The organism is Cobetia sp. QF-1, from assembly GCF_002213105.1.
GTDB lineage: Bacteria > Pseudomonadota > Gammaproteobacteria > Pseudomonadales > Halomonadaceae > Cobetia > Cobetia crustatorum.
The window spans coordinates 105,288-131,935 of sequence record NZ_NBVS01000003.1 but is presented as its reverse complement, the minus strand read 5'-3'; the positions used below and the strand labels follow the sequence as shown (position 1 = coordinate 131,935).

The 26,648-nt window shown below is 61.0% G+C and carries 18 protein-coding genes; 9 read left to right on the top strand and 9 right to left on the bottom strand.

The features are described 5' to 3' along the window. Positions 1-177: 177 nt before the first annotated feature. From recC to CFN46_RS06995, 6 genes are all read left to right on the top strand, one after another. Positions 178-4,272: an exodeoxyribonuclease V subunit gamma gene (recC, locus tag CFN46_RS07020; protein WP_088743113.1), complete on the top strand. Its 4,095-nt coding sequence runs from the start codon at positions 178-180 to the stop codon at positions 4,270-4,272. Then, on the top strand, positions 4,269-8,480 hold the full coding sequence (recB, locus tag CFN46_RS07015) for an exodeoxyribonuclease V subunit beta (protein WP_088743112.1): 4,212 nt from the start codon (positions 4,269-4,271) through the stop codon (positions 8,478-8,480). The genes recC and recB overlap by 4 nt, the downstream gene beginning before the upstream one ends. Further along, positions 8,473-10,635 carry an exodeoxyribonuclease V subunit alpha gene (gene recD, locus CFN46_RS07010; RefSeq protein WP_217897791.1) on the top strand — a complete coding sequence of 721 codons (2,163 nt, stop codon included), beginning with the start codon at positions 8,473-8,475 and terminating at the stop codon, positions 10,633-10,635. Before recB ends, recD begins: the two co-directional genes overlap by 8 nt. A 106-nt stretch (positions 10,636-10,741) precedes the next feature. Continuing rightward, positions 10,742-11,968: a nitric oxide-sensing protein NosP gene (nosP, locus tag CFN46_RS07005; protein ID WP_024950734.1), complete on the top strand. Its 1,227-nt coding sequence runs from the start codon at positions 10,742-10,744 to the stop codon at positions 11,966-11,968. Beyond that, the gene (locus CFN46_RS07000) at positions 11,961-13,454 is read left to right on the top strand and encodes a hybrid sensor histidine kinase/response regulator (protein ID WP_088743111.1); all 1,494 of its coding nucleotides are present in this window, start codon (positions 11,961-11,963) and stop codon (positions 13,452-13,454) included. The genes nosP and CFN46_RS07000 overlap by 8 nt, the downstream gene beginning before the upstream one ends. Before the next feature lie 157 nt (positions 13,455-13,611). Continuing rightward, on the top strand, positions 13,612-14,931 hold the full coding sequence (locus CFN46_RS06995; RefSeq protein WP_246116435.1) for an Nramp family divalent metal transporter: 1,320 nt from the start codon (positions 13,612-13,614) through the stop codon (positions 14,929-14,931). Between the two features lie 63 nt (positions 14,932-14,994). Here the strand turns inward: CFN46_RS06995 and CFN46_RS06990 are convergent, their stop codons facing one another. After that, positions 14,995-15,810, bottom strand: coding sequence for a response regulator transcription factor (locus CFN46_RS06990; protein WP_088743110.1), 816 nt, complete (start codon positions 15,808-15,810; stop codon positions 14,995-14,997). A 391-nt stretch (positions 15,811-16,201) separates the two neighbouring features. Between CFN46_RS06990 and CFN46_RS06985 the strand changes: the two genes are divergently transcribed. Beyond that, entirely contained in the window at positions 16,202-17,722 is a 1,521-nt protein-coding gene (locus tag CFN46_RS06985; protein ID WP_088743109.1) for an aldehyde dehydrogenase family protein, read from the top strand. A gap of 149 nt (positions 17,723-17,871) precedes the next feature. Next, on the top strand, positions 17,872-18,900 hold the full coding sequence (gene adhP, locus CFN46_RS06980; RefSeq protein WP_024950729.1) for an alcohol dehydrogenase AdhP: 1,029 nt from the start codon (positions 17,872-17,874) through the stop codon (positions 18,898-18,900). A 101-nt stretch (positions 18,901-19,001) separates the two neighbouring features. Here adhP and CFN46_RS06975 read toward each other — a convergent pair whose 3' ends face one another. The 4 genes from CFN46_RS06975 to CFN46_RS06960 all read right to left on the bottom strand — a co-directional run bounded on the left by CFN46_RS06975 (position 19,002) and on the right by CFN46_RS06960 (position 21,388). Continuing rightward, positions 19,002-19,493: a pyridoxamine 5'-phosphate oxidase family protein gene (locus CFN46_RS06975; protein WP_024951920.1), complete on the bottom strand. Its 492-nt coding sequence runs from the start codon at positions 19,491-19,493 to the stop codon at positions 19,002-19,004. A gap of 126 nt (positions 19,494-19,619) precedes the next feature. Continuing rightward, the gene (locus CFN46_RS06970; RefSeq protein ID WP_088743108.1) at positions 19,620-20,135 is read right to left on the bottom strand and encodes a CreA family protein; all 516 of its coding nucleotides are present in this window, start codon (positions 20,133-20,135) and stop codon (positions 19,620-19,622) included. Between the two features lie 87 nt (positions 20,136-20,222). Continuing rightward, entirely contained in the window at positions 20,223-20,564 is a 342-nt protein-coding gene (locus tag CFN46_RS06965) for a DOPA 4,5-dioxygenase family protein (protein WP_088743107.1), read from the bottom strand. Positions 20,565-20,617: 53 nt separating this feature from the next. Beyond that, positions 20,618-21,388, bottom strand: a complete 771-nt coding sequence (locus tag CFN46_RS06960; RefSeq protein ID WP_339378984.1) for a sulfite exporter TauE/SafE family protein — start codon at positions 21,386-21,388, stop codon at positions 20,618-20,620. 339 nt (positions 21,389-21,727) lie between these two features. On the opposite strand from CFN46_RS06960, the gene CFN46_RS06955 reads away from it, so the two are divergent. After that, a complete protein-coding gene (locus tag CFN46_RS06955) occupies positions 21,728-22,753 on the top strand; it encodes a succinylglutamate desuccinylase/aspartoacylase family protein (RefSeq protein WP_024951916.1) in 1,026 nt (341 codons plus the stop codon). A gap of 85 nt (positions 22,754-22,838) precedes the next feature. Here CFN46_RS06955 and CFN46_RS06950 read toward each other — a convergent pair whose 3' ends face one another. The 4 genes from CFN46_RS06950 to CFN46_RS06940 all read right to left on the bottom strand — a co-directional run bounded on the left by CFN46_RS06950 (position 22,839) and on the right by CFN46_RS06940 (position 26,414). After that, a complete protein-coding gene (locus CFN46_RS06950; RefSeq protein ID WP_217897790.1) occupies positions 22,839-23,933 on the bottom strand; it encodes a peptide MFS transporter in 1,095 nt (364 codons plus the stop codon). 2 nt (positions 23,934-23,935) lie between these two features. Continuing rightward, on the bottom strand, positions 23,936-24,232 hold the full coding sequence (locus tag CFN46_RS17645) for a hypothetical protein (RefSeq protein ID WP_217897789.1): 297 nt from the start codon (positions 24,230-24,232) through the stop codon (positions 23,936-23,938). A gap of 455 nt (positions 24,233-24,687) precedes the next feature. After that, a complete protein-coding gene (gene dusA / locus CFN46_RS06945; RefSeq protein WP_024951914.1) occupies positions 24,688-25,710 on the bottom strand; it encodes a tRNA dihydrouridine(20/20a) synthase DusA in 1,023 nt (340 codons plus the stop codon). A gap of 95 nt (positions 25,711-25,805) precedes the next feature. Beyond that, positions 25,806-26,414 carry a TetR/AcrR family transcriptional regulator gene (locus tag CFN46_RS06940; protein ID WP_088743106.1) on the bottom strand — a complete coding sequence of 203 codons (609 nt, stop codon included), beginning with the start codon at positions 26,412-26,414 and terminating at the stop codon, positions 25,806-25,808. Positions 26,415-26,648 lie beyond the last annotated feature (234 nt).

Here is a 26,648-nt window from a genome sequence, read left to right as displayed (position 1 = left end):
GGATTCAGGCAGAGTGGCCTCTCTGCCTGAAAACGCGCATCACCTTCACGGGTGGTGCGCGTTTTCGTTTGGGGTGTCGGGCCTGCGACGCTAGGATAGATCCATCCTTTTTCATTTCCGCGCAGCGGCTTGCCACGGCCACGATGGCCGGGTTGTCTCTCCCAGCAGGATGCCCGCATGTTTACCGTTCTCCACGCCAATCATCTTGAAGACCTGCGCGACCTGGCACTCAAGGTGATCAAGGCCGCTCCCCAGCCACCGCTGGTGCCGGAAACCTTTCTCGTCCAGTCCAATGGCATGGCGCAGTGGCTCAGACTGTCGTTGGCCGAGGCCGATGGCATCGCTGCTTCGGTGGATTTTCCGTTGCCCTCAAGCTTCGTCTGGCGTGCGTATCGTGGCGTGCTTGGCGACGATATTCCGGAGTTATCGCCCTTCGACAAGGGGCCACTGGCCTGGCGATTGCTGAGACTGCTGCCCAGTCTGCTCGCTGATGAGGCCCAGGCCGATTGCTACGCACCACTGCGGGATTATCTCTGTCGTGACGAGCGTGGCCAGCTGATCGCCGCGATAGGAGAAGACCTGTTGCCTGCGCTGCCCGAAGGGCCAGAGGCAGAGCGTCAGCAGTGGCAGCTGGCCTGTCAGCTGGCTGATCTGTTTGATCAATATCTCAACTATCGTCCCGAGTGGGTGCGCAGCTGGGAAAGCGGGCTGGAGGATGACGGCTTCCGCGATGCTTTCGCACGCCAGCAAGCGGCGGGTCAGTTGCCTGCTGGTCTGCTGCCCGACAATCTGCCCGCCAGCCAGCACTGGCAGCCTGCGCTATGGCGAGCAGTGCTGGCTGATGCCCCGCAGAGCAGTCGCCAACATCACCGTGCCTCGTTGCATGGTCGTTTCGTGGCAGCGGCGCGAGCGCTCGAGACATTGCCCTCGACGCGCCGCCACCCCTTGCCACCGCGGCTGTTCGTGTTCGGTATTTCGGCGCTGCCGGGCCAGACGTTGGATGCACTCCATGCGTTGTCTGGGGTGATGGACATCTATCTGATGATCACCAATCCCTGTCGCCATTACTGGGGCGATATCGTCTCTGATCGTGAGGCGGTACGCCGCAGTCTGCGCGCCGACGCGAACAACGAGCGCATCGCCCAGCAACGTGCACGCCATCCCGAGGCGCCAGCGTTGATCGGGCTGGCAGATGAAGAATTGCACCTCAAGGCCAATCCGCTGCTGGCAGGCCTTGGCGCTCAAGGACGTGACTTCATCGTCAGCCTGTATGAATTCGAGAGTGCGCTGTCGGGGCGTGACAGCGGCTTTGATCTTGAGCTGGATGTCTTCGTGCCGCGGATTGCAGAAGACATGTTGCCCTCGCATGCGCCGCTGCTGCATCAGATTCAGGACGAGATTCTGGAGCTGGTCCATCCCGGTGAACGAGCGCTGGAGGAAGGCGAGCCGCGCCTGCTCGATAGTGATGATGACTCCATCAGTCTGGTCAGCGCTCACTCGGCGCTCCGCGAGGTCGAGATTCTGCATGACCGCCTACTGGCGGCCTTTGAGCGAGCGCGTGAGGCACAGCAGCGTGGAGAGGGTGAGCTATTGCGCCCACGTGACATCCTGGTGATGGTGCCGGATATCGATAAGTACGCACCCTATATCGAGGCGGTATTCGGCCAGCTGGCACCGGGCAATCCGCGTCATATACCCTTCACGATTGCCGACCGCGTCGCCAGTCAGGCCAATCCGTTACTCGGTTTGGTATTGATGCTGTTGGAGCTACCCGAGCGCCGTCTTGGTGTCAGTGAGGTGTTGGATGCTCTCGATGTCGCTGCCTTCCGTCGCCGTTTTGACATCGAAGAAGGCGAGCTTGAGCGCCTGCGTCGTTGGCTGGCGGACAGTGGTGTGCGCTGGGGGCTTTCCGGTGAGCACCGTGAGCGTCTCGGCTTTATGCCACTGGACGAGAACAGCTGGCGCTTCGGGCTGGAACGCATGCTGCTGGGCTACGCCACGGGCGCGGTGGCGTCCGGCGGGCCGGCTTATGGTGAGCTGGGTGATGAGCAGATCGACGGCCAGATCGACGGTCTTATGGATATGGATGGCCTGAGCTTTGACGGCGTCGTGCCCTTTGATGAAGTGGCAGGGCTTGAGGCAGAGCTGGCAGGCAAGCTGGCGGAGCTGATCGAGCGTCTGGACCACTGGCGGCAGCTGCTTGATACCGCGCGTGCGCCTGCCGAATGGGCAACCACACTGCAGCAACTGTGGGACGAGAGTCTGAGCGCTGACAGTGCCGAGGAATTCGACATTCTCGCGCGCTTGCAGGCCGCGTTATCGCGTCTCGACAAGGGATGGCAGCAAGCCGATTACCACGCGCCGCTATCACTCAAGGTCGTGCGTGAGGCACTGCGGAGCGAACTGGACAACGGCGGCCTGGCGCAGCGTTTCCTGGCTGGGCGCGTCAACTTCGCCACGCTGATGCCGATGCGCGCGATCCCCTTCCGGGAAGTGCACCTGCTGGGCATGAACGACGGTGACTATCCGCGTGTGCGCATGCCACAGGATTTCGACTTGATGGCCAGTCGGCCGCAGCCGGGCGATCGCTCGCGGCGTGACGATGATCGCTACCTGTTCCTCGAGGCGTTGCTGTCAGCGCGTGATCGGTTGTCAGTGTCATGGGTCGGGCGTGACCAGCGTGACAACGGCGAGCGGCCCCCCTCGGTGCTGGTCGGTGAACTGCTCGACTATATAGAGCTGGGCTGGACGCCGGAGAATGCCACTCAGGATATCTCGCGCGAGGTTACACTGCGTGCACGCCTGGTGACCGAGCATCCTCTGCAGCCATTCTCGCGGCGCTATTTCTTCAATACCACTGATGGCATATCCCGTCAGGGCCACGGCGGTTCAGATGTGGACAGCCCTGGTACGGACAGTTCAGGCGCGGCTAGCTTGTCTACCTATGAATCCAGCTGGGCGAGTCTGCATGCCGCATCGGTATCAGAGCCATCAGCGCCGTCAGCTCCATCAGCGACAGATACGTCATCCGCCGCTGTCTCTACACTGCCTTCGGCTCTGGCCCAGCTGGCTGAACAGGCGGCTGATCAGCATGTGAAGCTCGGTGCTGATGCACTAACGCGTTTCTTGCGTCGTCCTTGGCAGCTGGGGCTGGACCGCCTCGGCGTGCGCTTCAAGAATGCCGAAGTGCCGGATGAAGATAATGAACCCTTCACTCCGGATGGGCTGGAAAACTTCACGCTGACCCGTGAGCTGCTTGATTCTGCGCTCGCCGGTCAATCATTGCCGCTGGCGGCTGAGCGGCTGCGTCGTGCCGGCCGCCTGCCGGCACTCGGCTTTGCAGATGCACTGATTGAACCGCGTCTCAAGCGATTGGAGCAGCAGCTCACCAGCTGGCGTGATCAGCTGGGCGATGCCATCTCGCTGCCACCGCGTACGCTCGAGGTACCGCTGGTGGTTCACGATACTGCCGGCGTGCGCCAGCGCGTGACGCTGACCACGCGTCTGACCAGCTGTCAGCAATTGCCGGATGATGCTGACGGTGAAAGCCATCTGCTGGCGACGCTGGAGGCTACCCACTTCGGCACGCTCAAGGAAGGCAAGGAGGGCCGTTACAAGCGACTCGGCAAGCCGCATCGACTGCTGTCCGGATATCTTGACTGGCTGATGGCCAATGCACGGCCCGGCCTTGGAAAGACCATCAGCGAGGCGACTGACACGCGCAGTGGCGGCTATCAGTGGCTGGCTGTCTTTGAAGACCGTTGGCTGCTATTCCCTGCGCTACGTATCGAGCAGGCCGAAGCAGTGCTGCGTCAGCTGGTCAGTGGCTATGCCCAGGGCTGGCAGGCGCCCCAGGCGGCGGCCCTCGAGCTGGCGGTAACGGCGTGGCAGGTACTGGAGGGCGAAGACCGCACAGCGCTCTTCAGTGCGCTGAGGTTCGCTGATCCTGAGGCTGACGTCCGCCTTGAAGAGGCGGCAGCGGCCATCGGCAAGCCGTGGCTTGGTACCACGCTTGAGCGCGCGATGGAAACGCGCTTCATGGAAGATACCTTCAAGGGTCCGCAAGCCTTGCGTCGTCAGGAAGGCGCGCTTGGCGAACTGTGGCCTGAATTCAGCCACTTTTCTCGCGCTGATGGCATGGTGCGCAGCCTGCGTCTCTATCAGCCACTGATCGAGACCATGATCTCGGCGCGCCAGGGAGTACTCGGCGAGCGCGCGGTAGACCTCTCGGCACAAGACGCTGCTGCCAGCACACAAGGTGAGTCGTCATGAGCGAGCGAACAGTCGAACGGGCCGCCATGAACGAACAGCTAAACGGAAAGGGAAACATCATGGAGGCAGTACAGGGTCAGGCCCTCGACATTCCTGCGCTACCGCTGGTGGGGCAGCATCTGATCGAGGCCAGTGCCGGTACTGGCAAGACCTTCACACTTGCCGCGCTTTACGTGCGGCTGGTGCTTGGCCCGCTGCCCGGACAAGAGGCCGGCGTCAGCTATCCGCGTGCGCTGACACCGGCGGAGATTCTGGTGGTGACCTTTACCGAGGCCGCCACCGCTGAGCTGCGAGACCGCATTCGTGCCCGCCTCAAGCAGGCGCGTGAAGTGTTGCTGGGGCGCGCGAGTCCAGATCCGATTCTGGCGCAGTTGCTGGCGCCGCTGGCGAATGTTGCTCCTGATCAGGTGGCCAGCCTTCGGGCGGGTGCGGCTCGTCGTCTCGATCAGGCCGCACGTCTGATGGATGAAGCCGCCATCTTCACGATTCACGGCTTCTGCCAGCGCATGCTCAGCCGCCATGCCTTCGATGCCGGTGGGCGTTTCGGCGCTGAACTATTGCAGGATGGCCAGTCGCTGCTGGCACGCTGCGTCGAGGATTACTGGCGTTGCGAATTTTATCCGCTGGCGCGCGAATGGCAGGCGCTGATTCGGGGTCGCTGGGCAGGCCCTGAAGCATTGGGTGATGAAGTGCGTGGCCTGTTGCGCGATGGCATGCCGCGTCCGCTCTATCGTGATGGCGAGCGTCTGGAAGCACCGGCCGTACTGAGCGAGCTGCTGGGCAGTGCCGAAGGCTGGCGTCAGCAACAGCAGGCTGCCCGTCGCGCGGTTGAAGGCAGTTTTGATGAGCAGAGCATCCGCGACGTCATGCAGCAGGCGTTTGCCCACAAGGCGCTGAACGGCAACAGTTACAAGGCCATCGAACTTGACGCGCGCATCGATGCGACGGCGACCTGGCTGGCCAGTGGTGAGCAGGACTTTCATGAAGAGATGCTCGACAGCAAGAAGCTCTGCTGGCTGAGCCAGGCCAAGCTGGAGAAGGGCACCAAGAAAGGCTGCCAGACACCGCGTCATGATTTCTTCACTGCACTCGACGTGCTGGCGGAGGTGCCGGAGCCCGACACCATGCTGTTGGACCAGGTCGCCGTGCATGCACGTGATCGGGTGGCGGAATCGCTGGTACGCGAGAAGCGACGGTTGGGGCTATGGGAGTTCTCGGACCTGCTCAATGATCTCGATCATGCGTTGGACCCCGCACTCAACGGCGCTGCCAGCCAGCGGTTGGCCAGTCAAATTCGTCAGGAGTTGCCGGTGGCGATGATCGATGAGTTCCAGGACACCGACCCTGTCCAGTACCGCATCTTCCGTCGCATCTATCCGCAGGCCGCCGGTAGCGAGTCTGATGAGGGCTTGGGCGAGGGGTTGGATAAGGGCTTGGGCGATAGCGAGACGCCGCCAAGCACCCTGATGATGATCGGGGACCCCAAGCAGGCCATCTACGCCTTCCGGGGTGCCGATATCGATACCTATCTGGCGGCGCGGCGGGCCACGACCTCGCGCTTCACGCTGCCACGCAACTTCCGCTCCAGTGCGGCGATGGTGGCGGCGGTCAATGCGCTGTTCGCTCAGCATGTCGCGCCCTTTGGCAGCGAGGACATTCCCTTTCAGTCGGTCGAGGCCCAGGGCACGCGCACGCGACTGGTAATGCGTCACCCTGATGGCCGTGAAGACGCGGCCAGTGCGCTCACGCTCTGGTGGGCCGGTGGCGAGCGACTCAGTGCCGAGAATCACCGTCGTGACATGAGCCGCGCCTGTCGCACCCAGATTCAGGCATTGCTGGAAGGTGCGTCTTCCCTTGAGCGCGGGGAGCCGGGGCTGGTGTTCGTCAATGGACAGGGTGATGCCCCACGCGGCGTGGCGGCCAGCGATATCGCCGTGCTGGTGCGTAATGGTCGCGAGGCCGCTGCCATTCGTGGCGCACTGGCCGAGGGCGGTATCCGCAGCGTCTATCTGAGTGAGAAAAGCTCGGTATTCGATACGCCGGAAGCCTTCGAGTTGCTGCAGTTGTTCGAGGCCGTAGCGCATCCGCGTGATGATCGCCGTCTGCGCGCGGCACTGGCGACCCGTCTGCTGGCAGATGACCTGTCATTGGTCGAGCATCTCGCCGTCGATGAGCTGGCCTGGGAGCGCGAGGTCGAGCGCTTTGACGGCTATCACCGTGACTGGCAGCGGCGCGGGGTGCTGCCGATGTTGCGTGGCGTGATGCGTGATTTTCGAGTCGGCGAGCGACTGGCCGCACGAGCGGGCGGGGAGCGTGCACTGACCGATGTGCTGCATCTGGGTGAGCTGGCGCAGAATGCCGCCCAGCGACTTGATGGTGAACAGGCGCTGCTGCGCTGGTGGCATCAGGCGCTGGAATCCGGTCATGAAGCACTCGATAGCGACAGCCTCAGTCAGCGGCTGGAAAGCGACGAGGGGCTGGTGCGTGTCGTCACCATCCACAAGTCCAAGGGACTTGAGTACCCGATCGTGATGCTGCCGTTCATGGCCAGCTTCCGCGCAGCCGAGCCCGACAGGAATTTCGGGCTGCTGAACCTCAAGCAACGCTGGCTGACGCCGTCAGGCACTAGTGCTGACGATGATGATCAGCCGCCATCAGCAGCGCAGAGACGGGATCAGGACGAGGCGCTCGACGACAGCATTCTGGTCAAGAAGCCTTCCAAGGAAGCCATTGCCGCTGCCGACAACGCACGCTTGATGGAAGACGTCCGGCTGCTGTATGTGGCGTTGACGCGTCCCAAATTTGCCTGCTGGCTGGGGCTGGCGCCGATCGGCAAGGGCGGTTTCAGCAAGCAGCTCAGTCTGCCATTCACCGCCATCGGCTATCTGCTGGGCTTGAACGAGACGCCAGAGGTCAACGCCAGCGGTGTCGAAGCGGCGCTACGTGGCTGGTGTGATCAGCAAGGGGTAGAGCTTGCGCAGTTGTCTGCCTTGCCCGAGGTGCCACGTCACACCTATCGCGCGCCGGCTGAGCGTGACCAGCATTTCTCGGGGGCGCGTCACTTCGCGGGCGGTATCGAGGATGACTGGTGGATCGCCTCCTATACCGCGTTGCTGACGGATGCACGCCAGGTGACTGCACTGCCGGTCGATGATGCACTTCATGACCAGGCCCATGACAAGACCCACGCCGAGACTAGCGAGCAGAGACTCGACAGTGAGCGTGCCCCCGAAGGGGCAACCGAGCTTGCCCTGGAAGAGGGTGAGCGCGGCCTGACACGGCCAGACCGTGAGGTAGTGGGTCAGTCGGGCCCGCTGCTGTCGGGCGGTCTGCCGATGACGGTCGGCGAGATAAACCTGCATGACTTCCCGCGCGGGCCACGGCCCGGCACCTTCCTGCATGGTTTGTTGGAAGCGGTTGATCTCGATCGTCTCGGCGATGAGGACTACCACGCGGAGCTGGCACACCTGGTGGGGTCTCGCCTGCACTTTGGCGGCTTCGATGCCAGCTGGCAGCCACGGCTGCTCGACTGGCTCGAACACGCCTTGACGCGTCCGCTGAGCGGCTTTGAGGGCGAGCCCATCCTGCTCAATCGGCTGGAGGCCTGGCAGCCGGAGCTGGAATTCTGGCTCCCGGCAGTCCATGCGCGCAGCGTGCCGCTAGATGCGCTGGTCACGGCGCTTGAGCCGCTGCCGCGCTCGCGGCCCAGACTCGCACCGCGTCGTATGCATGGCATGCTCAAGGGCTTCATCGATCTCACCTTCCAGTCGGGTGGTCGTTGGTACGTGCTGGACTGGAAGTCGAACTATCTGGGCGAGCGTCCGGAAGATTATCTGGGCGAGTCGTTGGCCCGCGCGATGGTCGAACATCGCTACGACCTGCAATACGTGCTCTACACCTTGGCGCTGCATCGTCTGCTCAAGGCGCGTCTCGGCGAATACGACTATGCACGCGACATGGGCGGCGTGCTGTATGTCTTCCTGCGTGGATTGGATGCCGGTGGCGCTACGCGCGAAGGCCTGACGACGCCCGACGCAGCGACGCCTGGCGTCTTTCAGCGCAGACCCTCGCAAGCCTTGATCGAGGCATTGGATGCCTGGCTGGGCGGTGATAGCGCGGCACTCGACACATTGCTGGACGCTGCGGCCCGTGCGCCGCTGGCACCAGATGAAAGCGACACTTTCCTGCAGGGAGCGCTCGATGTCTGACGCCAACACACGACTATCGACGATGACACCGCGTGATGCCTTGCTCACCACGCTCGGCTTCTGGGTCGAACTGGGCTGGCTGCGGCGCGTCGATGCCCACCTGGTGCGCTTCATGGCACGGCACGTCGCTGATGCCCCGGCCAGTGTATTGCTGGCGGCAGCGCTGGCCAGCCATCAGCTGGGGCGTGGCCATGTGTGCCTCTCGCTCTCGCGTGCGCTGGCTGAACCACGCGCCACGCTGTCACTGCCGCCACTGGAACACACCCAGGCGCAGATCAATGAGGCCAGCGTGACGCTGCCCGAGGCATTTCTGGCTGACGTGACGGTCGAGAGTTGGGGCGAAGCACTGGCGGCCTCCTCGCTGGTCACGGTGTTGGCGCAGGCGGATGCTCCCGCGGGCCATCTGCCGCTGCGACCGCTGGTATTGGTTGGTGAGCGACTCTATCTGCGTCGCTACTGGCAGGCGGAGCGTGCGGTGGCAGCAGGTCTGCGCGCCCGCATGGGGCCAGAATCAGAGTCATCGCCAGAGGGCAAGCATGTCGTCAGTGACGCATTGGGCGCGCGTTTGCGTGAATTGTTTGCCACCAACCAGCCAGATCCGCACGGCGAACCTGACTGGCAGAAACTGGCCTGTGCGTTGGCGTTGCGTCAGCGGTTGACGGTGATTTCCGGTGGCCCCGGCACTGGCAAGACCACCACCGTGACGCGCTTGCTGGCGTTGTTGCAGGCGCAGGCATTGGGTGAGGGGGCTGATGACAATGACGGTGCCAGTCATCACGGCGGTGATGACGACAAGGGTGAGAGTGCTGACCAAGGCGAGAGACGACCGCTGGAGATCCGGCTGGTCGCCCCGACCGGCAAGGCCGCGGCGCGATTGTCAGAGTCCATCCGCGGTGCGGTCGCCAAGTTGGGCGTGTCAGAGACCGTTCGTGCTGCCATCCCGCGTGAGGCCAGTACCGTGCATCGCCTGCTGGGCGCACGACCGGACTCGCGTCACTTCCGCCATCATGCCGGCAATCCTCTCGCGCTCGATCTGCTGGTGGTTGATGAAGTTTCGATGGTCGATCTCGATCTGATGGCGGCGCTGCTGGGCGCCTTGCCAGCGCATGCGCGCCTGATTCTGCTCGGCGACAAGGACCAGCTGGCCTCGGTGGAGGCGGGGGCAGTGCTCGGAGATCTCTGTGAGCATGCCTTGCCGCCGCGATATTCACCGGCGCTGTGCGCTGATCTGACACGCCTGACGGGGGAGTCTCTGCAGGCGGTGATGGCGAATTCAGACGCGTCACTTGTGTCTTCGCTCGAATCCTCGCAAGACGAGTCGGCGGCTGCTCAGGGTCGACTGGGCGATCATGTCGTCGTGTTGCAGAAGAGTTATCGCTTCGCGGCTGACAGTGGCATTGGTGCATTGGCGCGCGCCAGCAATGACGGTGATCGTCAGGCGCTACGTGCGGCATGGAAAACCGGTTTCAGCGACATCGCCTGGTTGAGTCTCAATGGCCCGGAAGATCGTGCGCTGGAACAGTTGATCGTGAACGGTTATCGGCCCGCGTTGGAAGCCGTGCGCGACAGGCGGCCTGCACGTGAGGTGATCGACCTGCTGCTGGAGTTCCAGTTGCTGTGCGCATTGCGCAAGGGGCCGTATGGCGTGGATGGCCTCAATGCACGCGTGGCGCGGGTACTGATGCGCCGCGGGCTGATCGGTGATGAGCGTGGCTGGTATGCGGGCAGGCCGGTGATGGTCACGCGCAACGACCGCGCGCTTGGCCTCTACAACGGTGATGTCGGCATCACGTTGCCTGATCCTGCCGCTGGCGGGCGTCTGCGGGTGTTCTTCCCGATCGAGGAAGAGACAGCAGGGGAGGCATCTGCGTTGGAGGTGCCCAGCTTCCACCGTGGTGTACGTGCGGTATTGCCTTCGCGACTCGAGGCGGTGGAGACGGTCTTCGCGATGACGGTCCACAAGTCGCAGGGTTCCGAGTTCCGGCATGTGTTATTCGTGCTACCAGAGGGGGCCAATCCGATCCTGACCCGTGAGCTGGTCTATACCGGCATCACGCGCGCCAAGTCGCGAGTCACGCTGGCCGGCACGCGCCGCGAGACGCTGGAAGGGGCGATCGAGCGCCGCGTGGTGCGCGCCAGTGGACTGGTGCTGTAAGCCGTACTGGCTCCGGCAGACGTACCTTCAGCAGACGTACCTTCAGCAGACGTACCTTCAGCAGACGTACCTTCAGCAGGAGCGCATCCAAACACGGAGAGGCTAGATGACATGTCGTAGCAGACCAGGGCAGGACGCACAGGCGCGGGATGATCGTCATGCGGCACCATTGGCCACGGCGTTCAGCCATCAGAGTGACCCCGTGACAGCGGTGGAGGAGCTGGCGCTTCAGCTTGATGAGCAGCTTGGTGATCGTGGTCGTCTCGGGGGCGTGCTGTTCTTCTGCTCGGCGGATTATCCGCTTGCGGAGCTGGGGCAGGCGTTGGCCGCCACCTTCGGGGCGGTCACCGTGAGTGGCTGTACCACGGCAGGCGAGATCACTCCGCAAGGCTATGCGCGTGGCTCCATCGTCGCCATCGGCTTTGCATGTGGTGACTTTGCCCTCGCGCAGGTGTTGATCGAAGATCTGTGCGGCTTTGATCTGCCGCGGGCCCAGTCGCTGACCGACGATCTCTTGGCACATTGTCGTGCCCAGGCGGTCGCGCCCGTGACGGGCCACAGCTTTGCGTTGACGCTGCTTGACGGGCTGTCGAGCAGTGAAGAGCAGGTGCTGGCGACATTGGACGCCGCTCTGGGCAGCATTCCCGGCTTTGGCGGTTCGGCTGGTGACGACAATCGCCTTGCGCATACCTACGTCTACGCCGACGGTCGTTTTCATGATCAGGCGGCGGTGGTGGTGTTGATCAACACGCATCTGCCGTTCGAAGTCATCAGCACGCACCATCTGGCCCCCTTGGCAGACAAGTTGGTGGTGACGGCGGTGGACCGCGATACCCGCCGTGTATTGGAGCTGAATGCTGCGCCTGCCGCCGAGGAATATGCGCGTCTGGCCGGTGTGACGTCTGATGCGCTGGAGGAGGCGGTATTCGCGCGTTGTCCTCTCGCGGTGCGCATTGGCGAAGCGCATTACGTGCGCTCCATCCAGCGCGTGAACGCCGATGCCAGTCTGACCTTCTACTGCGCCGTCGAGACCGGCATCGTACTGACCGCGATGCAAGCCACGCCGATTCTTGCGCAGCTGGAGCATCAGCTGGCCGAGATCGAGGCGCGGCTAGGCGCACCGCTGATCACGATCGGCTGTGATTGTTTTCTGCGCCGCATGGAGATCGATGCACTGGGCATCAGCGATGAAGCCTCGCAGCTGCTGCGTCGTCATCGCGTGATCGGCTTCAATACCTACGGCGAACAACATCACGGCATGCACATCAACCAGACCTTCACGGGTGTGGTGATCGGTCAGCCACCCGCTGGCGACGGTACGCGGGATGAATAACTCGACGGAGGCGCTCCATGAAGCAATGGCTGCGATGCAGGTGCGCAATCAGCGCTTGGAGAAGATCAACGCTGCGCTGATCGAGCGCGTCGAGTCGAGCAATCTGTCGCCGAGTGCACCCTACGCGGCCTTTGAGCACGCGGTATTGCTGGCGGAGCAGGTGCGCGAACGCACTGATACCTTGCACCGCACGCTGGATGAACTGGGAGCACTCAATCGCCGCCTGACAGCCGCCAAGGCAGAAGCCGAAGCGGCCAATCATTCCAAGACGCGCTTTCTGGCCGCCATCAGCCATGACTTGTTGCAGCCGCTGAATGCAGCGCGGCTGTTTGCCAGTGCGCTCGAGGAGCGGCTGTCGCTTGCTGGCACTGCAAGCCATTCCACCAGCGATGCGGAACCGCGTGAGTTGATCCAGCGCTTGAGTCGTTCATTGAATGACGTCGAAGGGTTGCTCGGTACGCTGGTGGACATCTCGCGATTGGATGCCGGCGTGCTCACGCCAGATATCACCACCTTCCGTGCCCGTGAACTGCTGGATGTACTGGCCGAGGAATATCGCCAGCTGGGGGCCGCGCGTGGGCTTGAGCTTCACTATGTAGCAAGCGAGGTCATGGTGGCTTCTGATCTCCAGCTGTTGGCGCGCGTGGTGCGCAACTTCTTGAGCAATGCGCTGCGCTATGTTCCTGAAGCACATGTCCCTGAATCACATGCTGATGAATCGGACCGGGGTGATAGCGCCCAGGGCGGGCGGGTGCTGTTGGGATGTCGGCGGCGTGGTGATTGGCTGGAAATCACGGTCGCTGACAACGGGCCCGGCGTCGAGGACTGTCAGCGCGAGGCGATCTTCCTTGAATTCCGCCGTGCGGCGCGCGGTCATGATCCCGAGCAACGTGGGCTGGGATTGGGGCTGGCGATCGTCAAGCGCATCACGGGCCTGCTGGAGCATCCGCTGTCGCTCGATTCGATTGCCGGTCGCGGAGCGGCCTTTGCGATTCGCGTACCGATCGTGGCATCGCCATGTGTTGACGTCATGGCGTCGTCCGCTTTACCGGCGAACCTGTCAGTCCCGCTGACACGGCCGCTTGAAAATACCGTTATCTGGGTAATCGACGATGACCGCGATGTGCTCGCCGGCATGCAGTCACTGTTGGCGGGCTGGGGCGCGAGCGTTCACTGCGCGGTGTCGCGTGAGGCATTGCTGGCGCAACAGGACGCGGTATCACCTGATCTCCTGATCGTCGACTATCAGCTGGGTGACGATCAGCCGGATGGTCTTGTGCAGGCGCAGGCGTTGTGTGAGCGATGTCCCACGCTGCCCGTGGTGGTGATCAGCGCTGATCATGCGGCAGCGCTGAAAGCGCAGGCCAGAGCACTCGGTTTTGGTTTTCTGCTCAAGCCAGTCAAACCATTACGGCTACGCCAACTGTTGGTGAATCAGTTAGGCCACACGGAAAACGGAAAGGCGGGGCGTCAAGATCAGGCATAGCAGATGACTATTGAGCAGCATGCTTAATTATAATGAGAATTGATCGTATCTTGGGTGTATGCTCATGGCATAACCTTCCGCATATCGTATTGAATCGTTTCTTGTATTGTCTTGCGGACCATTGATCTGACAGGTTTATCCCCCCATGTTTAATGTCATGTCTGATAGTACCGTACGTCATGCCGCCAGCCTGTCACTGAGCAGTGCAGGTGAAGCGTCTTCATCCGACTCTTCATCTCGGCCCGGGACGTCTGGCCCGGCATCGGGTCGCATCCGGCGCGCCTTGCCTTTCATGGGGCCGGCGATGATTGCCGCCGTGGCCTACATCGATCCCGGTAACTTCGCGACCAATATCGAAGCGGGTTCACGCTACGGCTATACCCTGCTGTGGGTAGTGCTGTGGGCCAACCTGATGGCGATGTTGATCCAGACGCTGTCAGCACGGCTGGGGCTTGCCACCGGTCAGAATCTGGCCGAAGTGATTCGGGCGCGCTTTCCGCGGCCACTGGTGTGGGCCTTCTGGGTGCAAGCTGAAATCGTTGCCATCGCCACTGATCTGGCCGAGTTTCTCGGCGCGGCGCTGGCCTTCAATCTATTGTTCGGCCTCAGCATGCTGGAAGGCGCGCTGCTGACCGGCGCCATCACCTATGGTGTGCTGGTGATGCAGCGTTACGGCTTCCGCATGATGGAGATGATCATCGGGGCGATGATTCTGGCTGTCTCGGCGGGTTTCCTGCTCGAGATCATTCTCAGTCGTCCGCCAGTCGAGCCGATCATCTATGGCCTGCTGACCCCCAGCTTCCCCGACAGTCATGCCATCTTTCTCGCTGCCGGCATTCTCGGCGCGACCGTGATGCCGCACGTGATCTACCTGCATTCAGCCCTATCGCAGAATCGTATTCGGGTTCGTGACAGCGGTGAGCGTCGTCGTGTGATGGGCTACTACCGTCTCGATGTCATCATTGGCATGGCGTTGGCAGGGCTGATCAATCTGGCGATGCTGGTGCTAGCGGCCAAGGTCTTTCATGGTAACGGCGAAACGGGCGTGGCCTCCATCACCGAGAGTTACAAGCTGTTGTCGCCGCTGATGGGTCATGACGCTGCCAGCCTGATTTTCGGCTTCACGTTGCTGTTGGCGGGCCTGTCATCGTCCATCGTCGGGACGCTGTCCGGGCAGGTAGTGATGCAGGGCTTCGTCAACTTCCGTATCCCGATGTGGCTGCGTCGTGTGATCACCATGGCCCCCGCGATTGCCATCATTCTGATTGGCCTGCCGGAACAGCAGGTGCTGGTCGCCAGTCAGGTGGTGCTGAGTTTCGGGATTCCCTTCGCGCTGGTGCCGCTGTTGATGTTCACCGCCAATCGCAAGCTGATGGGTGATCTGGTCAACCGTCATTGGGTGACGGCAATGGGGATTCTGGTCGCTGCCATCATCATCATGCTCAACGGCTATGTGCTGGTGGGAGAGTTGCTGTAACTCGCATGTCGCGTCGGCCGCTCACGCCCCTGCGGCTCACCCACGAACGCCCCAATCTGCTTCTCACTCGTGAGGAGTCGGTTGGGGCGTTTTGCATGATGAAGAAGGTGAAGGCGGTGCTGAACCCAATGCACGACTGGCGATCAGAATCGCTTGCACGCGACTGGAGACGCCCAGTTTGCGCAGGATGGCGGACACATGCGTCTTGACGGTGGTTTCCGCCACGCCCAGCTGCCAGGCAATCATCTTGTTGGATTCCCCCAGCACCATGCGCTGCAGCACGCCGCGTTGCTTGCCGGTCAGTGCCTGCCAATGCACCAGAAAGTCCGTGTCGCTCATGGCGGGAATGAGAGGTGGGCTTGTTGGCCTGGGGCTTGTTGGCCTGGGGCTTGCTGACCTGGATGCCGAGTCAGCAGCGTCATCACGCATGGGAGGGCGCGGCATGCTGGTACGCATCAGACTGGCAGGTACATGAATCTCGCCCGCCAGCATGCGTGTCAATGCTTCACGCAGCGCCTCCGCCGAGGTGGACTTGGAGAGATAGCCGACCGCGCCAAGCGTCAGCGCTTCCAGCACCGTGGCGCGCTCCTCATGGGCAGAGAGAATCGCTACTGGCAGCCAGTCTGCCTCGGCCCGCAGACGAGTCAGGCCGTCCAGGCCATGACTGTCGGGAAGGTCAAGATCCAGCAGTACCAGATCGAGAGTGTCGGCGTTCGCTTCGATCACTGCCAGCGCTTCACCAAGGCTGGCGGCTTCCAGTAGTTCACATGCAAGCACGGCTTCTTTCTGCGCAGCCAATGGCGACGTCTGTGCGCTCAGCGTACGGCTGATGGCATCACGAAACAGCGGATGGTCATCCGCGATCAGCAGACGGTACATGGTGGCTCCTTACCGGTGGAGAGGGGCTTCATTACCGCTGATGGCCCAGTGCTGAAGCTTAACGTCAAGACGCGGGAGGCGCCTTGCGGCCTTCGCGGTATGCGTTGTGGTCACGAATGGCAGCTACCTCCTCCCAAGGGATGAGGTTTCCTCCCTCCATGGCAGCATGTCGTCATCGCTGCACATGAACAACACTGAATGTGCATGTTTGCAGGCACCAGCACAGATCAACATTTTCCACTTGGCTGTCACACCTCAAGGCTCGTGCCGAACACTTGCATCCAAGCATTCAGAGTCAGTCCCATAACAACAGGTCGCTGATCTCGCCGCTTGATCGCCTCACGCCAGAGTCGACAGCGTATCGCGAGCATCCGGCCAACAGGAGTTAGCCATGATCTATGCCTCCCCGGGCAGCGCAGATGCGCTCGTCACCTTCAAGGATACCTACGGCAACTTTATCGGTGGTCGCTTCGTCGAGCCGGTCAAAGGCCAGTACTTCGACAACATCAGCCCGGTCACGGGCGAGGTGTTCTGCCGTATCCCACGCTCAAGTGCAGAAGATATTGATCTCGCGCTGGATGCCGCCCACGCCGCCGCTGCTGCCTGGGGCAAGACCTCTGCTCAGGAGCGTTCCAATATACTGCTCAAGATCGCGGATCGCATGGAGCAGAACCTTGAATTGCTGTCAGTTGCCGAGACATGGGACAACGGCAAGGCGGTGCGCGAGACGCTCAATGCCGACATTCCCCTAGCGATTGATCACTTCCGCTACTTTGCGGGCTGCCTGCGCTCTCAGGAAGGTACAGCTGCCGATATCGATGCCAATACTGTTTCCTATCACTTTCATGAGCCGCTGGGCGTGGTCGGGCAGATCATCCCGTGGAACTTCCCGATCCTGATGGCGACCTGGAAGCTGGCGCCTGCGCTGGCGGCCGGCAACTGTGTGGTGCTCAAGCCTGCCGAGCAGACCCCGGCCTCGATCCTGGTACTGGCAGAGCTGATCAATGACCTGCTGCCGGCGGGCGTGCTCAACATCGTCAACGGCTATGGCGCCGAGGCCGGACAGGCACTGGCCTCCAGCAAGCGTATCGCCAAGATCGCTTTTACTGGCTCCACGCCGGTCGGTTCGCACATTCTCAAGTGCGCCGCCGAGAACATCATTCCCTCCACGGTCGAGCTGGGCGGCAAGTCGCCCAACATCTACTTCGCCGACATCATGAATGCCGAGCCTGCCTTCATCGACAAGGCTGCTGAAGGCCTGGTGCTGGCATTTTTCAATCAGGGCGAAGTCTGTACCTGTCCGTCACGGGCACTGATTCAGGAAAGCATGTACGACGCCTTCATGGCCCGCGTGATGGAGCGTGTGAAGACCATCAAGCGTGGCAATCCACTGGATACCGAGGTTCAGGTCGGGGCGCAGGCCTCTCGTGAGCAATACGACAAGATCATGTCCTACATGGATGTCGCCCGCGAGGAGGGCGCTGAAGTACTGATCGGTGGTGGCAGCGAGTCACTGGAGAACGAGCTGGCCAACGGCTATTACATCCAGCCGACGCTGCTCAAGGGCCACAACAAGATGCGCGTCTTCCAGGAAGAGATCTTCGGGCCGGTCGTGGCCGTGACCACCTTCCGCGATGAGGCCGAGGCACTGGCCATCGCCAATGATACCGAGTTTGGTCTCGGGGCTGGCGTATGGAGCCGCGACATCAATGTCGCCTTCCGCATGGGGCGTGGCATTCAGGCCGGTCGCGTCTGGACCAACTGTTATCACCAATATCCCGCCCATGCTGCCTTCGGTGGCTACAAGAAGTCCGGTGTCGGCCGCGAAACCCACAAGATGGCACTGGAGCACTATCAGCAGACCAAGAACCTGCTCATCAGCTACGACATCAATCCGCTCGGTTTCTTCTAGACGACGTATGCTGGCGGCAGGTCGCTTTCATGATCTGGCGCAGAACAGCAGGCATCGCATTCAGTTTCAATGAGTCGTCTGACGCAACATGTCTCGATATCTCTGATCGATCTTTATTCGTGTTTTCCTGAAAGAGAAAGGAGTACGTCATGGATAGCAGCATGAAAGCCGCCGTGGTACGTGAATTCGGAGCACCGCTGGTCATCGAGGAAGTGGCGGTACCACGACCTGGACGTGGCGAGATTCTGGTTGAGGTCGCGGCCTCTGGGGTCTGTCATACCGATCTGCACGCCGCCCACGGCGACTGGCCGGTTCGGCCCAATCCGCCGTTCATTCCCGGTCATGAGGGTGTCGGGGTCATTGCCGCCATCGGCGAAGGTGTCACCCACGTCAAGGAAGGGGATCGTGTCGGAGTGCCGTGGCTCTATTCGGCATGTGGTCATTGCGAGCATTGCCTGGGCGGCTGGGAGACGCTGTGTGAAAGCCAGCAGAACACCGGTTATTCGGTCAACGGCGGCTTCGCGCAGTACACGCTGGCGGACGCGGGGTATGTCGGGCGCCTGCCAGATAGTGTCGGCTTCGTCGAGATCGCGCCGATACTGTGTGCCGGGGTGACGGTCTACAAGGGCTTGAAGATGACCGATACCCGCCCCGGGCAGTGGGTTGTCATTTCCGGTATCGGTGGGCTAGGGCATATGGCGGTGCAGTACGCACGCGCCATGGGATTGAACGTGGCGGCGGTCGATGTCGATGATGGCAAGCTGGCGCTGGCACGCCGCCTGGGCGCGACCGTCACCGTCAATGCGATGAAGGAAGACCCCGCGACCGTCATCAAACGTGAAATTGGCGGCGCACACGGTGCACTGGTCACGGCGGTCTCACCCAAGGCCTTCGATCAGGCGCAGAACATGCTGCGGCGTGGCGGCACCCTGGTGCTCAACGGCCTGCCGCCGGGCGACTTCCCGCTGCCGATCTTCTCGACCGTACTCAATGGCATCACGGTGCGTGGCTCCATCGTCGGGACGCGTCAAGACCTGCAGGAGGCGCTCGATTTCGCCGCCGAAGGCAAGGTCGCAGCGACAGTGCAGACGGGCAAGCTTGAAGATATCAACGAGATATTCGGCAAGATGATCGAGGGCAAGATTGAAGGGCGCATCGTGCTCGACATGAAGGCATAACCTACCGCCAGACATGAATAAGCCAGATACGACAACGCCAGCCCGAGGGCTGGCGTTGTCGTATCTGGCTGGCATATGAATACTCAATCAGTGAGCAGTGCTCAGCCGTTACCGAATTTCTCGTTTTCGCCCATGTCTGGCGTGTGGTGCTTGTCGAGGTTGGCACGCGCGATCTCGTAAAGCTGGTACGCCTTGCTGTCCTTGGCCTTCCAGTACTCGCCAAATTGAACCTTGATCTCCAGCAGGGTGACATCAGGGTCATCCTTGCCTTCGGGGAACCAGGCCGCCACAAACGGATTCCAATACTTGTCGATCAAGCCTTGGTCGCGGTGCAGATTGGCATGGCCCGACAGTGAGACGTAAGTGCCATTGCCCTGATCCGAGAAGCTCAGACAAACCTCGCTGTCCTGTTTGGTTTCGAATACTTTTTCGGCACTGGCCCGCGTGAAGAACCACAGGGTGCCATCGTATTCGTCCTGCACCAGATGCATCGGGCGGGCACGTGGCACGCTATCATCCTGCGTAACCAGCATGCCGACTTTCACATCCTTGATCAGCTTCCAGACCTTTTGCTTATGCTCTTGGCTCGACATCGTAGGTCACTCCTTGCGCTATTCGAATGAGAATCCGGCTAGCGGCCGTTACCCATGACCTTGGAGCAGAGCGTCACAACTTCAAGGTCTGTCGCATGTGCCTTGATCATCCCTCCCTGCCTTCGTTCAGCGTGCAGCAGGTGCCTGCCAGGCATTGCTGCCCCACAGCGGAACGCTGCTGAGAGCGTGCTTGAAGCTGCCACTGGTTTCCTTGGTGCTGTAGGCGATATAGAGCAGGCTCTGGGAGTTGCGATCGAGAATCCGGCGAATCTTGAGGCTCTTGAGCAGAATGCTCTTCGACTTGCGGTAGACCTCTTCGCCACTCTTGGAAGTGTCGATATCGGCGATCATCTCGGCGGTGATCGGGCCGGTCTGACGGCAAGCGATACTCATGTCGGAAGGATCGGAGAAGTCGAGGTTCGCCTCGATATTGCTCAGGTGGCAGGTGACGCCCGGTACCTGGGGGTCGATCAGGCTCTCGATCTTGATGTCCTTGGTGGTGAACAGGCCCAGCGAGACATCACCGACCTCATTGTCATCGCAGCCCGCCAGCAGCAGTCCCGAGGCGATCACACCAAGCAGAGCAGTGCGTGAGGCTGTGCGTGAAACAGTGCGTGAGTTCGTGCGGCGCAGTCGTGTCATGGTGCATATCCTTTGACAGCCAGGTGATGAAGCTTCTTGTTCGAGTCATCTTACCGCGTGGTGGGCACCCGCATGAATGCGTATCTATCAGGCGGCGTCGAAGGTGGCCAGATTGAGGGGGTGAGAATTGCCTAGCCACATCACGCCTTGGGTGTGGTCGAACAGATCATCGTCGGTGCCGACATGTACGAAGATATCCAGCGCGCCGCGATTCAGCGCCAGCCACGGTACGATATCGGCAAAGTCTTCTGCGGCAAACGACAACTGACAGCTCCACAGCGGGTGCGGACCGACAGGTTTCTCATGGAAGCGGCCGACGCGTAGCGTGAAGTGTTGCTCAGCCTTGGCAGCAAGTGCTTGAGCCGCGGCCAGCCCCTGCTCGTCGTCATAGTAGAGATGGGCGTGGTAGTAGCTGATGCGGTGCGGCATGGCAAGACTCCGAGGTGTTCACAAAGGTCTGGGCAAGTCGTCTGGCTAGCGGGTTAGCCCCACGCCTTGTAGAGCAACTGCACGCCCACAATGGCCATCGCAATGATGATCAGGCGGAAGAACAGTGTCTCGTTGACGCGTGACTGCAACCACAGGCCGCTTTTCACGCCGGCCCAGGCGACGGGTACCAGTAGCAGTGAGGCCGAGAAGCTGGTGACGTTGATCTCGCCGAGGGCCAGATACGGTCCCAGCTTCATCAAATTGATACCGCCGAAGGCGACTACGGTAGTGGCGATGAACGCTGCCTTGGGATGCTGACGGGGAATCATGTACAGGTTGTAAGGCGGTGCGCCGGCATGTGCGAAGAAACTGGTGAAACCGGCAGCGGTGCCAGCTGGCAATGCCAGCCATTGCGGCAGTGGGCGTTGCGTGGTCGGCTTGAATAGCATGTAGGCGGCAAACAATAGCGAGATGATGCCCAACAGGCCGCGAATCATGTTCTCGTTCAGCTCACCGAACAGCAGGGTGCCGCAGGCGATGCCTATCGCTGCGCCGGGCAGGATCAGGCGTAATTCCGACCACAGCTGCTTGCCCCACCACGCCTTGATGCTCAATGCATCCATCACCAGCAGCAGTGGCAGCAACAGGCCCGCTGCCTCTAGCGGGCCGATCGCCAGTGCCATCAGCGGTACCGATAACGAGCCGAACCCACCGGCGAAACCGCCCTTGGAAATACCGGTCAGATAGGTGGCGGCAATGATAAGTACCCACGCCATCGCGGAGTAATCGGGCAGATTCAGCAGAGAATCGAGAAGATCGGTCACAGGCGTCTCGTGTTGGAGAAAGGCGGTTGAATGTCGAGGGGATATGGCTGAAGCAGATGCCAGTCCATTGTTTCTGTCAGGTATTGTTCAACAAAAGCTGGCGCGCATCATCCCCGCTGAGCACAAAGAAGTCTTTCCCTGACAGCATCAATGCGCTAAAAGGCGCATGCTGATGTAGGCATTTCGCCTGGCCTGCCGTGCAGGCATGATAGGCAGTAATTCCTGACGCCTGCTGCACGGCTTGGTGAGATGCTCCAAGCGCCGCATCGGTAGTCTGTAGTTGGGTAGTTATGATTTTCCTGTCGTTTGCTCTGCAAAGAGCCTGGTCATGAGGTGGCGATGTCACGCGCTCCGTTTGAAATCAGTGGTGCCCGGATCGCACCGGGGACACGGGCACAGGTCGATGTGCCGGTAGCCAAGCTATACACGCATGCACCGCTGCATATTCCGGTCGAGGTGGTGCATGGTCGCCAGCCCGGCCCGGTGTTGCTGGTGTGTGGCGCGATTCACGGTGATGAGATCAATGGCGTCGAGATCGTGCGCCGTCTGCTGAGAAGCACCAGCCTGTCTCGACTGCGTGGCACGCTGATTGCGGTACCCATCGTCAATATCTTCGGCTTCGTGCAGCACACCCGTTATCTGCCAGACCGCCGTGACCTAAATCGCTGCTTCCCCGGCAGCGAGAGCGGTTCACTGGGGTCGCGTGTAGCAGCGCTATTTCGCGAGCAGATCGCCGATCAGGCCACCCACATCATCGATCTGCATACGGGGGCGATTCACCGTACCAACCTGCCGCAGATTCGCGCCACCATGAAGGGCAATGACGCCACACGTGAAATGGCGGATGCCTTCGGGGCACCAGTACTGCTGAATGCCGAGCTGCGCGAGGGCAGCCTGCGTGCCTACGCCAGCGAGCGCGGTGTCCCTGTCATCACCTATGAGGCCGGCGAAGCGCTACGCTTCGATGAGTGGGCGATTCGGCCCGGTGTCAGTGGTGTGAAGCGCGTGATGCGCGCCATCGGCATGCTGGCCAAGGACCGTGATCGCAGCACCACCAAACGTGCGGTAGAGATGTCCAACGGTTCCAGCTGGGCACGTGCCTCTACCGATGGCATCGTGCAGAGTCGCGTGGGACTGGGCGACCGTGTCGAGAAGGGCCAGGTGCTGGGGATTGTGGCCGACCCCTTCGGCAACAGCGAGAGCGAAGTGCTATCGCCCGCCGACGGTATTATCATCGGTATGGCCAATCTGCCGCTGGCCAATGAGGGTGAGGCGCTCTATCACGTGGCACGTTTCCATGCGATTGATGACGCCGAGAACGCAGTGGATAATTTCCAGCAGTTATTCGTGCCTGATTCGATCTAACGGCCCAGTGGCAAATAAAAAGCCCCGCTCACTGAGCGGGGCTTTTGTCTTTCTGGCATGCCGTTCTGGTAGTGCAAGGATGTGCTCAGCCCTCGTTGAGCTGTGTATTGAGGGGCGCATGCCTTGATTCGGCACCATGCATCCAGTCCACCAGCTTGCCCGCGAAGATGAGCAGCAGCAGGCCGCCCAGCACGCCTGTGATGGCGATGCCGCCGAAGACACTCATGGCACCGGCTTCGCCAACCAATGAGCCGATCATCCCCGCCAGATAATTGGCCAGTGCGATGAAGGCGAACCAGGCACCCATCATCAACGCGCCCATGCGCACCGGTGACAGCTTGGTGACCATCGACAGGCCCACCGGTGACAGACACAGCTCACCCAGCGTATGGAAGAAGAAGGCTCCCACCAGCCACATCATCGAGGCACTGCCGGCGGTCTGCTGTTCCAGCACAGCACCGATCATGCAGACGAAGCCGACGCCCAGGAAGATCAATCCGAAGGCGAACTTGACCGGCGAGCTGGGCTCGCGGTCTTTCATGCGTGACCAGAGCCCGGCAAGCAGTGGCGACAGGATGATGATGAACAGCGGATTGAGCGACTGGAACCAGGCCGCCGGGACTTCAAAGCCCATCAGCATGCGGTCGGTGTAATCCTGTGCGTAGAGTGCCATCAGGCCACCGCCTTGCTCGAAACCGGCCCAGAACAGGATGGTGAACAAGCCCAGCACCATGATGACCTTGATGCGGTCTCGCTCTTCTCGGGTCAGCGGTGTCCTGGATGTCGCGCCCTTGCTCAGGCGCGCTTCACGTCTGGCGATCGGCTCTACGCCGAGATCGCCCAGATGACGTGGTGCGAAGATAAGCTGAATCGCCACCGCCAGCAGCATGCCGATACCGGCGACCAGGAAGCCAGCATTCCAGCCATAGCCCTCAGCCATCGAACCCGCGACGATACCGGAAATCAGTGCCCCGATATTGATGCCCATGTAGAAGATGGTGAAGGCGCCGTCGCGGCGATGATCGCCCTGTGGATAGAGTCCGCCGACCATCGTCGAGATGTTGGGCTTGAACAGCCCATTGCCGATGACCAGCAGCCCAAGACCCACATAGAGCAGCATTTCGGCGTCGAGTCCGCTCATGGCTGGCGGCACGGCCAGTACGAATTGACCTGCCGCCATGATCAGTCGCCGATCAAGATTGCACGGCGTGCCCCCAGCCAGTTGTCAGCCAGCGCGCCACCGAATATCGGCGTGATGAAGACCAGTCCCGTGAAGATGCCATACAGCTGCAAGGCCTCGCCCTGGCTCCATCCGAGTCCGCCACTGGTGACGGTATCCGTGAGATAGAGCACCAGCAGGGCGCGCATGGCGTAGTAAGAGAAGCGTTCCCACAATTCAGTGGAAAACAGCAGGTAGAGTCCGGCTGGATGCCCGAACAGCTCGCGGCTGTTGGCATCAGCAGATGACGATTTGGACATGGAACCTCAGAGGAGTGTCAGCAGGAATAGCGTGCCTCAACTTACCCGCGTACAAGAGTACGCTGGGCGGTCATGGCGTTGTTGTATGGCAAGTCTCGTACTGGCGGACTGCGTGGGCCAGATACGACGACATCGACGTGTTATGGAGCGATGCTCAGTATTTTGCCTTTGATTACGTTTGTCAGACAATCACACAAAAGTCATGCATGTCCTTGTTTTAATAGTAGTTACTGGTGTTGATGTGCGAATGGTGTGTTGCGTATATCTGTTATCGCTCAAAAGTCTAACGAGGAAGCCACGTTCGCCAGCGGAAGGGAAAAGAGAGGAGGTCTTGAAGCAGGGCGGCATATCGTCGTGTTAAAACGCCGACACCCAGCACGGGGCTGGGTGTCGGGATATTGCCTATTGCCAAGATGAGCATGACGAATGGCGAAAGAGGTACGTTGTCTTGCCTCTCAGGCGCTCGCTTTTTCGGTCTGCTCGCTGTGCTCCGGTACGCGGGCCATGGCAGCGTCAATCACTTCAATACCCGCACCGGGCTTGTGGGCATTCTCTGATACATGACGACGGAACTGGCGTCCGCCCGGCTGCCCCTGGAAGAGTCCCAACAGGTGACGGCTGATGTGGTTGAGACGCACGCCCTCAGCGAGACGCTTCTCGATATAGGGGCGGAAGGCCCGCAGCGCATCATGACGGCTGGTGTGCGGGTTCTTGGCCTCGCCGTACAGCTCGCTATCCACCGTCGCCAGCAGCCAGGGATTGTGATACGCCTCGCGACCGACCATCACGCTATCAACATGCTGAAGCTGCTCATGCAGCTCGCCCATCAACTTCAGGCCGCCATTGATACCGATATGCAGTGACGGATGCGCCTGCTTCAGACGATGCACGCGCCCATAGTTCAGCGGCGGCACATCACGATTCTCCTTCGGTGACAGCCCCTGCAACCATGCCTTGCGGGCATGCACGCTGAAGGTGTCGCAGCCAGCATCGGCAACGGTAGTGATAAAGCGCTCGAGATCGGCATCCTCATCCTGATCGTCGATGCCGATGCGGCACTTCACCGTCACTGGAATCTTCACCTGCGCCTGCATTTCCTTCACGCACTTGGCGACCAGCTCTGGATGCTCCATCAGACAAGCACCGATCATGTTGTTCTGCACGCGATCACTCGGGCAGCCCACATTCAGGTTCACCTCGTCATAGCCCCAGCTCTCCGCCATCGCCGCGCACTCCGCCAACGCCTGCGGGTCACTGCCACCCAGCTGCAACGCCAGCGGATGCTCCGTCTCGTCATGGCCGAGAAAGCGCTCGCTGTCTGGATTGAACAGCAATGCGCCAGTGGTCACCATCTCCGTATACAGCAGCGTACGACGGCTCAACACGCGCGCGAAGGCGCGGTAGTCACGGGTCGTCCATTCCATCATCGGCGCAACGGAGAAGGTGCGGTCAATCGGTGTCATCGGCATGGCAGTCATATCGGCTGTTGAGGGAGCAGGGGATGAAAGAGGACAGCGATTCTAGCAGCTTGTGAGGTGGGATGCCGTCTCAAGCAATAGAGCAAAAGGTGATGTCACGATACGCGTAGCGCTTCAATATCCTGGGCGATGTCTTCGGCAAGTTGATGCACGATCTCACTGTCGCCTTCACGCTGGGCGTAGGCGCGCAGGCCCATGACTTCAGCTTGCAGGCGGCGGCCGAGGCGTTCCGGCTGGTGAGCGGGGCGCTCGGGGTCGACGAGTTCACCGGCGTCGCGGGCATCGGCGAAGGCCTGGCGGAAGCGGGCTTCCATGCCGGCGAGCAGTGTCTCGACCTTGTCGCGTGCGGCCTGTTCTCGCTCACCGAGTTCCAGCAGGCTCTTGGCGAGCATGCAGGCGCGCGAGGGCACTTCTTTATCACGCAGACAGCCGAGTTGACGGATATAGGCCGCGAGGGCATCCAGTGGCGAGTCGTGGCTGGCCATGATGATTTCCATCTCACGCAGGCTACGGGTGGCATAACAATCCAGCGCTTCCTGGAAGAGACCATCCTTGCTGCCAAACGCGGCGTAGATGCTGCCGGGACGCATATCCAGCGTGCGCTCGATGTCTTTCAGCGAGGTGGCATGAAAGCCCTTCTGCCAGAAGAGATTCAGCGCTCGGTCGAGAGAGTCCTGACGGTTGTGCAAGGTGGCGCGTGGCATGGCAGTCCTGAACGTTTAGGCTCGGCGAGTGTCTCATCAACCGTGCTGGTGGATGAGAGGTCTGTACATTACTCGTTCGAGAAGGTATTGAGTGAATACTCAATTTTAACTTGAATGAGCGCTCAAATCCAGTTAGTGTACTCCTTGACCACACGGTGATGCGGCAAATTCAGCAATTAAAATGAGTGAATGCTCAAATATATCGACGATTCATCTGGTTGCTACGTCGAGAGT

Bases quoted from the DNA above. Each gene is read 5' to 3' on its own strand.
- CFN46_RS06965 (WP_088743107.1), bottom strand. From the start codon at position 20,564: ATGCCGCACCGCATCAGCTACTACCACGCCCATCTCTACTATGACGAC.
- nosP (WP_024950734.1), top strand. From the start codon at position 10,742: ATGACATGTCGTAGCAGACCAGGGCAGGACGCACAGGCGCGGGATGAT.
- recC (WP_088743113.1), top strand. From the start codon at position 178: ATGTTTACCGTTCTCCACGCCAATCATCTTGAAGACCTGCGCGACCTG.
- CFN46_RS06950 (WP_217897790.1), bottom strand. From the start codon at position 23,933: ATGGCGGCAGGTCAATTCGTACTGGCCGTGCCGCCAGCCATGAGCGGA.
- CFN46_RS06970 (WP_088743108.1), bottom strand. From the start codon at position 20,135: ATGACACGACTGCGCCGCACGAACTCACGCACTGTTTCACGCACAGCC.
- CFN46_RS17645 (WP_217897789.1), bottom strand. From the start codon at position 24,232: ATGTCCAAATCGTCATCTGCTGATGCCAACAGCCGCGAGCTGTTCGGG.
- CFN46_RS06975 (WP_024951920.1), bottom strand. From the start codon at position 19,493: ATGTCGAGCCAAGAGCATAAGCAAAAGGTCTGGAAGCTGATCAAGGAT.
- recB (WP_088743112.1), top strand. From the start codon at position 4,269: ATGAGCGAGCGAACAGTCGAACGGGCCGCCATGAACGAACAGCTAAAC.
- CFN46_RS06995 (WP_246116435.1), top strand. From the start codon at position 13,612: ATGTCTGATAGTACCGTACGTCATGCCGCCAGCCTGTCACTGAGCAGT.
- CFN46_RS07000 (WP_088743111.1), top strand. From the start codon at position 11,961: ATGAATAACTCGACGGAGGCGCTCCATGAAGCAATGGCTGCGATGCAG.
- CFN46_RS06990 (WP_088743110.1), bottom strand. From the start codon at position 15,810: ATGTACCGTCTGCTGATCGCGGATGACCATCCGCTGTTTCGTGATGCC.
- recD (WP_217897791.1), top strand. From the start codon at position 8,473: ATGTCTGACGCCAACACACGACTATCGACGATGACACCGCGTGATGCC.
- CFN46_RS06940 (WP_088743106.1), bottom strand. From the start codon at position 26,414: ATGCCACGCGCCACCTTGCACAACCGTCAGGACTCTCTCGACCGAGCG.
- adhP (WP_024950729.1), top strand. From the start codon at position 17,872: ATGGATAGCAGCATGAAAGCCGCCGTGGTACGTGAATTCGGAGCACCG.
- dusA (WP_024951914.1), bottom strand. From the start codon at position 25,710: ATGACTGCCATGCCGATGACACCGATTGACCGCACCTTCTCCGTTGCG.
- CFN46_RS06985 (WP_088743109.1), top strand. From the start codon at position 16,202: ATGATCTATGCCTCCCCGGGCAGCGCAGATGCGCTCGTCACCTTCAAG.
- CFN46_RS06955 (WP_024951916.1), top strand. From the start codon at position 21,728: ATGTCACGCGCTCCGTTTGAAATCAGTGGTGCCCGGATCGCACCGGGG.